The following is a 12855-nucleotide window of genomic DNA, read 5'->3' as shown; positions in this document are numbered from 1 at the left end:
CCGGGGTGGTGCGATCCTTACCTCACCTCAAATCAGTTCAGCGAACCATCGATGCCCTTGCAAGCGACGATCAGCTCCTTGACCGCATCGACCGACACGGTGAGGTTCTGCTTGGCTTCGTCATCCAGCTTGATCTCGACGATCTTCTCGACGCCGCCAGCACCGATCACCACCGGCACGCCGACGTACAGATCGGTAAGGCCGTACTCGCCCGACACATACGCCGCCGCCGGCAGCACGCGCTTCTGGTCGTACAGATACGCTTCGGCCATCGCGATGCCGCTGGTCGCCGGCGCGTAGTAGGCGGAGCCCGTCTTCAGCAGCGCGACGATCTCGCCGCCGCCGCCGCGCGTGCGCTTGACGATCGCGTCGATCTTGTCCTGGCTCGACATGCCCATCGCGATGAGATCCGGCACCGGGATGCCCGACACCGTCGAGTAGCTGATGACCGGGACCATCGTGTCGCCGTGGCCGCCGAGCACGAAGCTGGTGACGTCCTTGACCGAGACCTTGAACTCGTCGGCGAGGAAGTGGCTGAAGCGTGCCGAGTCGAGCACGCCGGCCATGCCGACGACCATGTGATGCGGCAGGCCCGAGAATTCGCGGAGTGCCCACACCATCGCGTCGAGCGGGTTGGTGATGCAGATCACGAACGCGCCGGGTGCGTTGGCCTTGATGCCCTCGCCGACGGCCTTCATGACCTTGAGGTTGATGCCGAGCAGGTCGTCGCGGCTCATGCCGGGCTTGCGGGCTACGCCTGCGGTGACGATGATGACGTCTGCGCCGGCGATGTCGGCGTAATCGTTCGAGCCGGTGATCTGCGAGTCGAAGCCTTCGACCGGGCCGCACTGCGACAGGTCGAGCGCCTTGCCCTGGGGGATGCCCTCGGCAACGTCGAACAGGACGATATCGCCAAGGCCCTTGAGTGCTGCGAGGTGCGCGAGCGTACCGCCGATGTTACCGGCGCCGATCAGCGCGATCTTCTTGCGAGCCATTCCAATCCGTCTCCGTCTGATGTGCGGGGTGATTGGTGACGCCGGTTACGCGCATTATCCCGCTACGGCAACCGCTAAAAGGACAAAAGCGGGTTATTATTGCGAGTGGTTCGCATGTGCAATAAGCTTAGAGGTGGCCCTCGGCGAGATAATCCTCGGAGCGCATCTCTTCGAGGCGGCTGATCGTGCGGTCGAATTCGAAGCGCCCGTCGCCGCTTTCGTAGAGGTCGCCGGGTTGCGCATCGGCGGCGGCGAGGAGCTTGACCTTGTGCTCGTACAGCGCGTCGATCAGCGCCACGAACCGCGCGGCCTCGTTGCGGTTTTCGGGGCCGAGCTTGGGGATGCCGACGAGGATGACGGTGTGGAATTTCCGCGCGATGGCGAGATAGTCGGCCACGCCGCGGGCTTCTCCGCACAGCTTCTTGAAGCTGAACACCGCGACGCCCTTGAGCGACTTGGGCACTCGGAGCGTGCGGCCCTGGACGATCAGGTCTTCGGCCGGGACGTGCTCGCTGTCGTCGGTCGAGAAGTCGGTGAGGCGGAAGAATGCGGCGGATAGTTGCGCGGTCGCCTCGGGGCCGTTGGGAACGAGCCAGGTGTCCTGGCTGCCGAGACGGTCGCGGCGATAGTCGACGGGGCCGTTGAGCGGGAGCACGTCGAGGCGCTGCTCGATCGTCGCGATGAAGGGCAGGAAATGCTCGCGGTTGAGGCCGTTCTTGTAGAGATCGGCGGGCGGGCGGTTCGAGGTGGTCACGATGGTCACGCCGCAATCGAGCAGCGACGTCACCAGCCGCGACAGGATCATCGCGTCGGGGCTGTTGGTGACCATCATCTCGTCGAACGCGAGCAGGCGCGTTTCGTCGGCGATCGCGGTGGCGACGGGGACGATCGGATCGCCGACTTCCTTGCGGCGCTCGGCGGCGATGCGCGCGTGGACCTCGAGCATGAACTCGCCGAAGTGGACGCGGCGCTTCTTCTCGACGGGGGCGTTGGCGAAGAACAGGTCCATCAGCATCGACTTGCCGCGGCCGACCCCGCCCCAGAGGTAGACGCCGCGGGGGTCGGGTTTCTTGGAGAAGCGGGCGAAGAAGCCGGTGGATTTTGGGGTGGCGAGTTCAGTGGCGAGGGTGTTGAGGCGCGCGGCGGCGGCGGCTTGTTCGGGATCGGGGCGGAGTTCGCCTGAAGCTACGAGTGCTTCGTAGGCCTTGAGTACCGTCATTTCCGTTCCCCCGCGCAGGCGGGGGCCCAGGCCCCCAGGCGTTGTATGTGTGGCTCCTGGACTTCCGCGTGCGCGGGAGAACAGAGAAATGCCGGTGCTATCTGGCAGTCGGCTTGCGGATCGTGGCCGAGAAGGCGGCGATCTTGGTTTCGTCGTCCCCTTGCACCACGAGGCCCCGGAGGAACAAGAGGCGGCCGGTTTCCTTGAGGACCTCGACCTGCGCCTCGATCGGCTCACCGATGCGGCCGCCGCCGATGAATTGGGTGTTGAGGTCGAGCGTGACCGCGGTGCCGGCGGTGATCAGGCCGAAGCCTCTGGCGGCCGCGAACAAGGCTACGTCGATGAATGCGAGGAGCGCGCCGCCGTGGACGTTGTTCTGGAGGTTCGAGTGGCGATGCTCGGGGGTGATGCGAACGCGGACGGTGTGGCCGTCGACACGGTAGAGCATGGGGCCGAGCAGGGTGTTGAAGCGGGTGGGGTCAGAGAGCGACCAGCTGCGCCAGCCTGGGTTGGCCGGGTCTTCGGCTTCGACGAAATGGGGCTTGTCCGTCATAATTTCCGTTCGTCCCGAGTAGACATCGAGCTTGTCGAGATGGCGTATCGAAGGACATGTACCTCGATGCGAGCTCTCGACTACGCTCGATCTCTACTCGGCACGAACGGGGTGGGGGGAAGGCAGGTCTTACCCCCCCCCAAAAGTCGGGAAAGGTAGGCCCTCCCCCAACCGAAGGGATCAGACGATCCGTTCGGCTTCCATCTTCTTGATTTCGGCGATCGCCTTGGCGGGGTTCAACCCCTTGGGGCACGCGTTGGCGCAGTTCATGATGGTGTGGCAGCGGTACAGGCGGAACGGATCTTCGAGTTCGTCGAGGCGCTCGCCGGTCATCTCGTCGCGGCTGTCGGCGAGCCAGCGATAGGCCTGCAACAGGATCGCCGGCCCCAAGAACTTGTCGGCGTTCCACCAGTAGCTCGGACACGAGGTCGAGCAGCAGGCGCACAGGATGCACTCGTACAGGCCGTCGAGCTTCGAACGGTCTTCCGGCGACTGGAGGCGTTCCTTGCCCGAGGGCGGCGGGGTGACGGTCTGCAGCCACGGCTTGATCGACGAATATTGCGCGTAGAAATGCGTGAAGTCGGGAACGAGGTCCTTGATCACGTCCATGTGCGGCAGCGGCGTGATCTGGACCTCGCCCTTGCAATCCTCGATCGCGGTGGTGCAGGCGAGGCCGTTCTTGCCGTTAATGTTCATCGAGCACGAGCCGCAAATGCCCTCGCGGCAAGACCGGCGGAAGGTGAGCGAGGAATCCTGCTCGCTCTTCATCTTGATCAGCGCGTCGAGCACCATCGGGCCGGTATCGTCGAGATCGAGCGCAAACGTATCGTAGCGCGGGTTCTCGCCAGAATCCGGATCGTAGCGATACACCTTGAACGATTTCAGACGCTTGCTGTCCCCCGAACCCTGGCTGGTCGAGGCGTGCTTGACGCCCTTCTTGACGACGCTGTTTTTCGGGAGCGAGAATTCGGCCATTGCGAGCGGTCCGTCCGTGGTGTGATTATAGGTTGTCAGAGCCGATACATGACAGGGGCCCTCCCCGCAAATCCTTAGCTTCGCGGGTGCAACATGCGTCACACCCGCCGTCGCGTTACCTGCGCGTGCCGGGTCAGATGATGTCGAGGACGAGCCCCAGGTCGCGGGCTTCCTCGGCTTCGATATACCAGTTGGAGGGGGCCTTCTTCTTCAACTCCTCGAGCGACACCTTCGAGCCCTCGACGATCGCGCGGAAGCCTTCCTCCTGGATGTTGATCGAATCCTCGATCTCGTGAAGCTTCGCCTTGAGCGTGTAGGAGAGCGTGTTGAGCGGGCCGTTGAGCTCGATCGTGCTCTGCATCTGGCGCTCGTGGATCATGATGCGGCTGTTGCGGGTGAGGAAGCGGCTGTCGACCGGGAAGGCGGACATGAAGGTCGCGCCGGCGGAATAGACCGCGACCTTGCCCAGGAAGAGCGTCTCGCGGCCGGTATATTCGCGGAGGAGGCGGATGTTATCGCCCATCGCGCGCGCGACTTCCGGGTCGCCGCCGAGCGTGGTGATCGAGACGACCAGCGGGCCTTCGGTGGGGGCGGCGGCGAGTTGCGACTTGAAATTGTCGTACATCGCGTCGTCGACGGGGCCGTGGAGGTGGATGTGGGGGGCGGCCAGCAGCGGGTAGTTGCGGGCGTTCGAAGCGGGGGATGTGTCGGTCATGCCGCGGCAAACTTTTGCGGGGGCGGAGGGTTCCGGTTGGGTTACCGCACATCAGCATATTCGCAGTTTCGTGGTAACATTGTTGGCACAGATCATCGGTGGTATCGGTGTGGCGAAGAGGATGTACGATGCGGACGTCGTTACGGAAGATGGGCAATTCGACGGGGATGATCGTACCACGGTCGATCCTGGGGGCGATCGGCGTGACCGCGCTCGATCCTACGGTCGGGAGCGAGACTCAGAAGACGCGACCTTGCCTGGTCGTTTCACCGGACGAGATGAACGATCACCTGCGGACCGCGATCGTCGCGCCGTTGACGACGGGGAGCCATCCGGCGCCGTTTAGGGTCGTGGTGACATTCAAGGGTACGAGCGGGCTGGTACTTCCGGATCAGATGCGGACGATCGACCGGGGGCGGTTGATCAAGCGGATGGGGCGGATCGATGCGCGGACGCTTCGCGAGGTGCTGGATGTTTTGGGGGAGATGTTTGCGGTCTGACGCGGCGGTTGGGATCGCGGCGCTTTCTTCGCCCCCCCCCTGGAAGGGAGGGTTTGGGGGTGGGTCGGGTTCTGCTCGACGTTGTCGTGGTGGCTCGAGGGGGCCGACCCACCCCCGGCCCCTCCCTTTCAGGGAGGGGGGCGTCGTGGGGTTGATGGTGCGTTCTGGTGGCTTGCCGGTTTGGGGAGGCGTTAGGCTTCTCGGCTTGTCCGCTTGTACTGGAGGATCCAGCCTACGAGGCCGCCGGGGACGCCGCCTACTAGCGAGAACAGCGCATAGAAGGTGATCGCTATCTTCTGAGGTTCTTCGCCGATACCGCGGGGTTCGATGGCGAAGACGTAGATTGCGGTCAGTAGCGCGACGACCGCCGGCCAGAGAAAGCCGGCGATCATCGGTTGGAAGCGCGTCAGGAGCCCCACCGCGACGGGCACCAGGAACCCGATCGCGATGATGGCCCAGGTCATTAGTATACCCGCTTCTTGGGCTTGATGTAGTCGATGTCGTCGGTGAGCGTGTAGTCGTGGACCGGGCGGAAATCGATCTTGGTCTCGCCGCCCTTGCCGCCCCAGCCGTTGAAGGTGGTGATGGTGTGCTTCATCCAGTTCGCGTCGTCGCGCTCGGGGAAATCCTCGTGCATGTGCGCGCCGCGCGACTCGGTGCGGTTGGCCGCCGAGTTCATCGTCACCACCGCTTGGCCGATCAGATTGTCGAGCTCCATCGTCTCGACCAGATCGGTGTTCCAGATCATGCTGCGATCCTTCACCGCGACGTCGGTCATCCGGCTGTAGATCCCGGCCATCTTCTCGACGCCCTGGTTGAGCAGTTCGGTGTCGCGGAACACCGCGCAATGCTTCTGCATGGTCTGCTGCATGTCGAGACGGATCTGCGCGGTCGGCGACCCGCCGCTTGCATTGCGGAAGTGGTCGAGACGCGTCAGCGCGAGGTCTTCCGAACCCTTTGGCAGCGGAGCGTGCGCCGTACCGGGCTTCAGCGTGTCCTTGATCCGCAGGCCGGTCGCGCGGCCGAACACCACGAGATCGATCAGGCTGTTAGACCCGAGGCGGTTGGCGCCGTGGACCGAGACGCAGGCCGCTTCGCCGACCGCGAACAGGCCGGGGACGACCGCGTCGGGGTTGCCGTCGACGAGGTTGACGACCTCGCCGTGGAAGTTGGTCGGGATGCCGCCCATGTTATAGTGCACGGTCGGCGTGACCGGCAGTGGCTGGCGCGTGAGATCGACGCCCGCGAAGACTTTCCCAGTCTCGGTGATGCCCGGCAGGCGCTCGGCAAGCACCTTCGGATCAATGTGATCGAGATGCAGGAAGATGTGGTCGCCGTTCTTGCCGACGCCGCGGCCTTCGCGCATTTCGAGCGCCATCGAGCGGCTGACGACGTCGCGCGAGGCGAGGTCCTTCGCCGACGGAGCATAGCGCTCCATGAAGCGCTCGCCCTCGGAGTTGGTCAGGTAACCGCCCTCACCGCGTGCGCCCTCGGTGATGAGAACGCCCGCGCCGTAGATGCCGGTCGGGTGGAACTGGACGAACTCCATGTCCTGCAACGGCAGGCCGGCGCGGAGCACCATCGCATTGCCGTCGCCAGTGCAGGTATGCGCCGAGGTCGCCGAGAAATAAACGCGGCCGTACCCGCCAGTGGCGAGCACGGTCTGGTGGCTGCGGAAGCGGTGGATCGACCCATCTTCCATGCACAGCGCGATGACGCCGCGGCAGACGCCGTTTTCCATGATCAGGTCGAGCGCGAAATACTCGACGAAGAAGTCCGTGTTGTACTTCAGGCTCTGCTGATACAGCGCGTGAAGCATCGCGTGGCCGGTACGATCGGCGGCGGCGGCGGTGCGCTGGACCGGAGGCCCCTCACCCATGTTCTGCATGTGGCCGCCGAACGGACGCTGATAGATCGTGCCGTTCTCATTACGGCTGAACGGCATGCCGGCATGTTCGAGCTCGTAGACCGCCTGCGGGGCTTCGCGGCACAGATACTCGATCGCGTCCTGGTCGCCGAGCCAGTCGGAACCCTTGACGGTGTCGAACATGTGCCAGGTCCAGTGATCCGGCGAGTTGTTGCCGAGCGACGCGGCGATGCCACCCTGTGCTGCAACGGTATGCGACCGGGTCGGGAAGACCTTGGTGATGCACGCGGTCTTCAGGCCGCTCTCGGCGATGCCCATCGTCGCGCGCAGGCCGGAGCCGCCGGCACCGACGACGACCGCATCATAGGTATGATCGATGATCTTGTAGGCAGCTGACATTACGCGGGAGCTCCGGAGAAGGCGACCTTCAGGATCGCGAACAGGGCGATGCCGCCCAGCGTGAAGGTGAACAGGTTGAGGAGGATCATCGTCACGACACGGCTTTCGTCGTGCATGTAATCCTCGATCACGACCTGCAGACCGAGACGGAAGTGATAGAAGACCGACAGGATCAGCAGCGCCATCGGCACCGCGACCCACGCCGATTGCAGCCACAGATGGACTGCGGCGTAATCATAGCCGGGCATCCGCGCGACCGAGATCATTAGCCAGAGCATGAGGAACAGGTTCGCGCCCGCCGTCAGGCGCTGCTGCCACCAGTGATGCGCGCCGTGTTTCGCGCTGCCTAGGCCGCGGACGCGACCGATTGCCGTACCCGAACCCATCACTTGATCCCCATGTAGAGCCAGAACACGACCGTCAGCGCGACCGAAGCGACCATCGTCGCGATCGCGCCCATCTTGTTCCGCTTCAGTTCGTAGCCCGCGCCGGTGTCGAGCACGAAGTGGCGGATGCCGGTCATCATGTGCTGGAACAGCGACAGCGTCAGCCCGACCGCGACGATATAGCCGAGGATGTTGAGCCGGCCGGTGTCGGTGGTGAACACGTCGACGAAGGTCGCATAGGCCTGATCGCCCGACGCGATCGCGGCGAGCCACCAGACGAGCAGGATGCTGCCGACGGTCGCCATCCCGCTGCCGGTCACGCGGTGCAGGATCGAGACCAGCATGTGCGGGCCCCATTTATAGACCTGCAGATGGGGAGATAGCGGGCGTGCCGGGTTGCGCGATGCCAAGGGCGGAGTCCTCGAACCAGAAGATGACGAACCAAGAACAGCTTGGTCCAGAATATATAGATCGGGCGACCTATTAGCCACCGCGTGCTGCGATGCAACCCATTGGGGGCGGTCCGATAACCCATGACACCGCGGGCCAGTACGGTTGCCAAATGATTCATGATGGTGGGCACCGCGTAGCCGATCCCTAACCCGCCCTTAAGATATGCCGTGTAGCGCTGTCCGGCACCTTCGATCCGGAGTTCATCGTCTTGACCACCACCGACCTGCCGGCGCCCGGCGTGATCGCGGCCTCCATCGACCTGATGGCACGCCTGCGGGTGTTCGACTTCGATGGATCGCTGGGCGGTGCAAGTCGCGAAGTCTGGGCGGCGCTCGCGCCCGAGATCACGCATGTATCCAAGGCCTTCTGGGAACAATGGCTGCGCTGTTTCTCCGACGAGCGGATCTGGGCGCCGCACGAGACCGAGCAGATGATCGAGGTCGGCTGCACCTTCCTGCGCAACCGCTTCCTCGACACGAGCGGTCGGGCGTGGGTCGAATCGATCGAGCGTTCGGTCGCGTCGGCCTATGTCGCCGACGTATCCCCGATGGCGCTGCTGTCGATGATCAGCGCCAGCGACCGTGCCGCGCTGGAGGTGCTGATGCGCCGCGTGGACCGGTCCGATCCCAAGTTGCCGGTGTATATCGATACGCTGATGCGGCTGTCCGCGCTGGAGGGCGAGATCACCGTGGCGATCTATAATGCGTACAGCACGCACTCCGCACGGGTCGCGCGCGATACGCTGGCGGCGGAGTTCCGCGACGGGATCGCCGCGATGGTCGAGACCGCGACCGACGAGGGGCACATGCTCCGCGAACAGGCGATGCGCAGCTCGGCGTCGACGCGGGCGGTGCTGGGCAAGGCGAGCGAAGTCGCGGCGGCCGCCGAACAGTCCGCGGTGGCGATGCGCGAAGCGGCGCAGACCGCCGCCGGGCTGATCCGGGCGATCGAGGATGCGCGGACCGAGGTGGAAGCCGCGGCCGAGATCGCCAATCGCGCGTCGGTGCAGGCTGGCCAGGCGGTCGGCATGTCGGAGACGCTCAGCGATCATGCCAAGTCGATCGAATCGATCCTCGGCCTGATCCGCGATATTGCGGGACAGACCAACCTGCTGGCGCTGAACGCGACGATCGAGGCGGCACGCGCCGGCGATGCCGGGCGCGGGTTCGCGGTGGTGGCGCAGGAAGTGAAGAGCCTCGCCAACCAGACCGCGCGCGCGACCGACGACATCGCCGCGAAGATCGCCGCGATCCAGTCGGCGACGCGCTCGACCGTCGATACCAACGCCTCGATCAAGTCGACCGTGGCCGAGGTGCAGGAAAGCGCCGACCGCATCCGCTATGCGATGGAGGCGCAGGCGCAGACCGTCACCGCGATCACCGCGGCGGTCGACGAGACCGCGCTGGCGGCGGATTCGATGTCCAACACGATCGCCGCGATCCGCGAGGATACCGAGACGGTCGCGACCGAGATCGACGGCGTCGGGCGCGGGTTCGACGTGCTCGACACCCGGCTCGGCAATCTGAAGACCAGCGCCGGCGACTTCGTCGCCAAAGTCGCCGCATAAGCGATCGCGAGATGACGAGTATGAATAGCGTCGCGGCCCTGCCCGCGCGATCGGGCCGTTCACTGCGCGACCGCGTCCGCGACTATGACTGGGACGGGCTGATCGGGCCGGCCTGCACCACGCTGAGCGCGCTGCTCGACGAGGACGATCATCGCCGGATCGGCGAGATGTTCTGGCGGCATTACCTGTCGCTCGACGCGGTGCGCCACATCGCCTCGCAGATCACGCCGGAGCGGCTCGAGCGGCGGATCGCCCAGAACGCGACCTATGCGCGGATGCGGTATCTGTCGCCGTACGATCCGACGTGGGAAGCGATGGCGATCGCGTATGCCGACGAGTCGCGGCGATCGGGTATACCGTTGCCCGCCCTGCTGTCGGCGGCGGCGTTCGCGCACAGCGCCACGCTCAACCTGATCGTCGATCGGTACGGTACCGATGCGGCGACGATGCGGATCGTCGCCGACGTGGTCCAGCGGATCGCCCTGATCGAGGCGGACATCATGGTCTCGCATCTCGGCGCGACCGATGCGGCGGCGGCGCAGACCGAGCGGCGAACGCGGGCCTCGGACTTTCGTGGCAGCATCGCCGCATCGATCGAGCATACCGCCGCGCTGGGCGCGCGCATCCATGTCCAGGCGACCGGCGCGTCGGCCTCGACTCGCGGGATCCTCGGCAAGGCGAGCGAGGTCGCGGCGGCGGCGGAGCAGTCCGCGCTGGCGATGCGCGAGGCGGCACGCACCTCCGCCGGCCTGATCCGCGCGATCGAGACCGCGCGCAGCGAAGTCGAGGTGGCGGCCGGGATCGCCGATCGCGCCTGTGCGCAGACCGGCGAGGCGGTCGGCATGTCGGAAGCGCTCAGCGAGCATGCGAAATCGATCGAATCGATCCTGGGGCTGATCCGCAGCATCGCCGGGCAGACCAATTTGCTCGCGCTGAACGCGACGATCGAGGCGGCACGCGCGGGCGATGCCGGACGCGGCTTCGCGGTGGTGGCGCAGGAGGTGAAATCGCTCGCCAGCCAGACCGCGCGGGCGACCGACGACATCGCCGCGAAGATCGCGGCGATCCAGGCGGCGACTGCGGCGACCGTGGCGACGAACGCGGGGATCAAGGCGACCGTCAGCGAGGTCAAGGACAGCGCCGACCGCATCCGCCACGCGATGGAGGCACAGGCGCACACCGTGACGGCGATCACCGCCGCGGTCGACGAGACCGCGCTGGCCGCGGATGCGATGTCGTTCACGATCGCGACGATCCGCGCGGATACCGAGGCGGTGGCGACCGAGATCGACCGTCTCGGCCATGCGTTCGGCGAGGTGGACGAGCAGCTTGGCGTATTGCGCGGCGCCGCGGACGGGTTTTCGGCTAGCGTTGGCTGAGGACCGGGCGGAAGAAAGATAGAATGTTTCGCGAAGAGGCGCAGAGGACGCAGAGACCTTGGCGGAACCGTAGGTTCTCTCAATATCACGTAAGTGTGCAACACCCGCCCAACGCACATCGTCTCTGCGTCCTCTGCGCCTCTGCGCGAACCCGTTCTTCTCTCGGGCTCAGGTGACGGAGACGGCCTGCGGCGCTAGAGCACGGGGATGACCATTCTTCTTACCGGCTCCAGTCGCGGTATCGGCGCGGCTATTCATGCGGCGCTGAGCGATGCGGGCGCGTCCGTCATTGGGCATGGGACCGCTAGCGGTATCCCGGCTGACTTTAGCGATCCTGCGGGGCCGACCGCGTTGTGGAACGCTGCGCTGGAGCAAGCTGGCGGTACGATCGATGTGTTGATCAACAACGCGGGGGTGTTCGAGGCGGCACCGCTCGCCGATGACGACTGGACCGCGCAGTGGGAGCGGACGATGCGGATCAATCTGACCGCGTCGGCCGAGCTTTGCCGGTTGGCGGTGCTGCATTGGCAGGCTCGGGGTGTTGGGGGGCGGATCGTGAATATCGCGAGCCGGGCGGCGTATCGCGGGGATTCGCCGGCGCACTGGCATTATGCCGCGTCGAAGGCGGGGATGGTGGCGATGACCAAGACGATCGCCCGGGGATATGCTCGGGAGGGGATCCTCGCGTTTGCGGTCTGCCCTGGGTTCACGATGACCGGGATGGCGGAGGATTATCTGTCGAGCCGGGGCGGCGATGCGTTGCTGGCGGATATTCCGCTCGGGCGGGTTGCGGCGCCTGACGAGATCGCGGCGGCGGCGAAGTTTCTAGCGCTGGAGGCGCCGGCTTCGATGACGGGGTCGGTGATCGACGTGAACGGGGCGAGCTATGTCCGATAGTTGGAAGCTCACCCTCCCCTGCACGCGCGCGGAGGCGGAGGCGATCGATGCGAGCGACGATCTGACGATCGACGGCGTGCTGATGACCACCGAGGAGATCGAGGACGACGTCGAGTCGTGGCGGCTCGATGCGTATTTCGAGCATGAGCCGGCGGCGGATACGGTCGCGGCGGTGCGCGCGCTGGTGCCGAGTGCGGCGGGGGCCGAGATCGCGGTCGAGCGGTTGGGCGATGCGGACTGGGTGACGATGAGCCAAGCTGGGCTCGAGCCTTTGTCGGTCGGGCGGTTCTTCGTGCACACCGGGGCGCATGCGGGCGCGGTGCCGGCGGACAGGCGGGCGTTCCTGATCGAGGCTAGCCGGGCGTTCGGGACGGGGCATCATGAGACGACGAGCGGGTGTCTGGCGATGCTCGACGGGTTGGCGGATGCTTCGTTTGCGAACGTGATCGATATCGGGACGGGGACGGGGTTGCTGGCGTTTGCGGCGGCGCATCTTTGGCCTGGGGCCAGGGTGATGGGGACGGATATCGATCCGGTCTCGATCGATGTGACGGCGGAGAATGCGGCGCTCAACGGGGTCGAGGGGATCGACCTCGTTGTGGCGGACGGTACGCTGGACGATGCGATCGTGGTTCGCGCGCCGTATGATCTGGTGATCGCGAATATTCTGGCGGGGCCGCTGGTGTCGATGGCGCCGGAGATCGCTTCGATTTCGGATGTGGGGGCGACGATTGTTCTTGCCGGGTTGCTGGAGACGCAGCGGGCTGGGGTCGTGGCGGCGTATGAGGCTTGCGGGTGTTCGCTCGAGGCGGTCGACCGGCGGGGGGACTGGTCTGTGCTTCGGTTGCGGGCCGGGGCGGAGAGGTTCGTGGCGGAGGGGCCGTTCGATCCCAAGGGGCGCGATGGGTGGGCGCTGGATATTTGAGGGCTGTGGATATTTGAGTAACTGC

14 protein-coding genes are annotated in these 12855 nt (G+C 65.5%); 5 read left to right on the top strand and 9 right to left on the bottom strand.

Annotated features, from left to right (window positions below; genetic code table 11):
• Positions 1–32 precede the first annotated feature (32 nt).
• From mdh to BM244_RS00595, 5 genes are all read right to left on the bottom strand, one after another.
• Entirely contained in the window at positions 33–995 is a 963-nt protein-coding gene (gene mdh / locus BM244_RS00615) for a malate dehydrogenase (protein ID WP_093396775.1), read from the bottom strand.
• 127 nt (positions 996–1122) lie between these two features.
• On the bottom strand, positions 1123–2214 hold the full coding sequence (gene zapE / locus BM244_RS00610; protein WP_093396773.1) for a cell division protein ZapE: 1092 nt from the start codon (positions 2212–2214) through the stop codon (positions 1123–1125).
• A 97-nt stretch (positions 2215–2311) separates the two neighbouring features.
• The gene (locus tag BM244_RS00605) at positions 2312–2767 is read right to left on the bottom strand and encodes a PaaI family thioesterase (RefSeq protein WP_093396772.1); all 456 of its coding nucleotides are present in this window, start codon (positions 2765–2767) and stop codon (positions 2312–2314) included.
• A 180-nt stretch (positions 2768–2947) separates the two neighbouring features.
• Positions 2948–3742, bottom strand: coding sequence for a succinate dehydrogenase iron-sulfur subunit (locus BM244_RS00600; RefSeq protein ID WP_056484561.1), 795 nt, complete (start codon positions 3740–3742; stop codon positions 2948–2950).
• Positions 3743–3875: 133 nt separating this feature from the next.
• On the bottom strand, positions 3876–4457 hold the full coding sequence (locus BM244_RS00595; RefSeq protein ID WP_093396769.1) for a ClpP family protease: 582 nt from the start codon (positions 4455–4457) through the stop codon (positions 3876–3878).
• Between the two features lie 128 nt (positions 4458–4585).
• Here BM244_RS00595 and BM244_RS00590 point away from each other — a divergent pair, with 128 nt between their 5' ends.
• Positions 4586–4957, top strand: coding sequence for a type II toxin-antitoxin system PemK/MazF family toxin (locus BM244_RS00590; protein WP_254784192.1), 372 nt, complete (start codon positions 4586–4588; stop codon positions 4955–4957).
• Between the two features lie 191 nt (positions 4958–5148).
• On the opposite strand, the gene BM244_RS00585 is transcribed toward BM244_RS00590, so the two are convergent.
• From BM244_RS00585 to sdhC, 4 genes are read right to left on the bottom strand one after another with little or no spacing between them, the layout of a single operon-like run.
• On the bottom strand, positions 5149–5421 hold the full coding sequence (locus tag BM244_RS00585) for a hypothetical protein (RefSeq protein WP_093396768.1): 273 nt from the start codon (positions 5419–5421) through the stop codon (positions 5149–5151).
• The gene (gene sdhA / locus BM244_RS00580; RefSeq protein WP_056047438.1) at positions 5421–7223 is read right to left on the bottom strand and encodes a succinate dehydrogenase flavoprotein subunit; all 1803 of its coding nucleotides are present in this window, start codon (positions 7221–7223) and stop codon (positions 5421–5423) included. The genes BM244_RS00585 and sdhA overlap by 1 nt, the downstream gene beginning before the upstream one ends.
• On the bottom strand, positions 7223–7609 hold the full coding sequence (gene sdhD, locus BM244_RS00575) for a succinate dehydrogenase, hydrophobic membrane anchor protein (protein WP_060524023.1): 387 nt from the start codon (positions 7607–7609) through the stop codon (positions 7223–7225). Before sdhD ends, sdhA begins: the two co-directional genes overlap by 1 nt.
• Positions 7609–8019, bottom strand: a complete 411-nt coding sequence (gene sdhC / locus BM244_RS00570; protein ID WP_093396766.1) for a succinate dehydrogenase, cytochrome b556 subunit — start codon at positions 8017–8019, stop codon at positions 7609–7611. Before sdhC ends, sdhD begins: the two co-directional genes overlap by 1 nt.
• Before the next feature lie 266 nt (positions 8020–8285).
• On the opposite strand from sdhC, the gene BM244_RS00565 reads away from it, so the two are divergent.
• The 4 genes from BM244_RS00565 (at position 8286) to BM244_RS00550 (ending at position 12830) form a co-directional block, all read left to right on the top strand.
• On the top strand, positions 8286–9629 hold the full coding sequence (locus tag BM244_RS00565) for a methyl-accepting chemotaxis protein (RefSeq protein WP_093398002.1): 1344 nt from the start codon (positions 8286–8288) through the stop codon (positions 9627–9629).
• A gap of 11 nt (positions 9630–9640) precedes the next feature.
• Positions 9641–11008, top strand: a complete 1368-nt coding sequence (locus tag BM244_RS00560) for a methyl-accepting chemotaxis protein (protein ID WP_254784191.1) — start codon at positions 9641–9643, stop codon at positions 11006–11008.
• A 207-nt stretch (positions 11009–11215) separates the two neighbouring features.
• Positions 11216–11905, top strand: coding sequence for an SDR family NAD(P)-dependent oxidoreductase (locus BM244_RS00555; RefSeq protein WP_093396764.1), 690 nt, complete (start codon positions 11216–11218; stop codon positions 11903–11905).
• A complete protein-coding gene (locus BM244_RS00550) occupies positions 11895–12830 on the top strand; it encodes a 50S ribosomal protein L11 methyltransferase (RefSeq protein ID WP_093396762.1) in 936 nt (311 codons plus the stop codon). The genes BM244_RS00555 and BM244_RS00550 overlap by 11 nt, the downstream gene beginning before the upstream one ends.
• The last annotated feature ends 25 nt before the right edge of the window (positions 12831–12855 follow it).

The sequence above is a fragment of the Sphingomonas sp. OK281 genome (assembly GCF_900115295.1).
Lineage (GTDB): Bacteria > Pseudomonadota > Alphaproteobacteria > Sphingomonadales > Sphingomonadaceae > Sphingomonas.
The sequence above is the reverse complement of the archived record's forward strand: the minus strand, read 5'-3'. Positions and strand labels throughout refer to the sequence as shown.

What these genes read in the sequence shown, in the direction of transcription:
- BM244_RS00555 (WP_093396764.1), top strand. Translation starts at nt 11,216, where the DNA reads ATGACCATTCTTCTTACCGGCTCCAGTCGCGGTATCGGCGCGGCTATT.
- sdhD (WP_060524023.1), bottom strand. Translation starts at nt 7,609, where the DNA reads ATGGGTTCGGGTACGGCAATCGGTCGCGTCCGCGGCCTAGGCAGCGCG.
- mdh (WP_093396775.1), bottom strand. Translation starts at nt 995, where the DNA reads ATGGCTCGCAAGAAGATCGCGCTGATCGGCGCCGGTAACATCGGCGGT.
- BM244_RS00560 (WP_254784191.1), top strand. Translation starts at nt 9,641, where the DNA reads ATGACGAGTATGAATAGCGTCGCGGCCCTGCCCGCGCGATCGGGCCGT.
- zapE (WP_093396773.1), bottom strand. Translation starts at nt 2,214, where the DNA reads ATGACGGTACTCAAGGCCTACGAAGCACTCGTAGCTTCAGGCGAACTC.
- sdhA (WP_056047438.1), bottom strand. Translation starts at nt 7,223, where the DNA reads ATGTCAGCTGCCTACAAGATCATCGATCATACCTATGATGCGGTCGTC.
- BM244_RS00600 (WP_056484561.1), bottom strand. Translation starts at nt 3,742, where the DNA reads ATGGCCGAATTCTCGCTCCCGAAAAACAGCGTCGTCAAGAAGGGCGTC.
- BM244_RS00605 (WP_093396772.1), bottom strand. Translation starts at nt 2,767, where the DNA reads ATGACGGACAAGCCCCATTTCGTCGAAGCCGAAGACCCGGCCAACCCA.
- BM244_RS00585 (WP_093396768.1), bottom strand. Translation starts at nt 5,421, where the DNA reads ATGACCTGGGCCATCATCGCGATCGGGTTCCTGGTGCCCGTCGCGGTG.
- BM244_RS00550 (WP_093396762.1), top strand. Translation starts at nt 11,895, where the DNA reads ATGTCCGATAGTTGGAAGCTCACCCTCCCCTGCACGCGCGCGGAGGCG.
- BM244_RS00595 (WP_093396769.1), bottom strand. Translation starts at nt 4,457, where the DNA reads ATGACCGACACATCCCCCGCTTCGAACGCCCGCAACTACCCGCTGCTG.
- BM244_RS00590 (WP_254784192.1), top strand. Translation starts at nt 4,586, where the DNA reads ATGCGGACGTCGTTACGGAAGATGGGCAATTCGACGGGGATGATCGTA.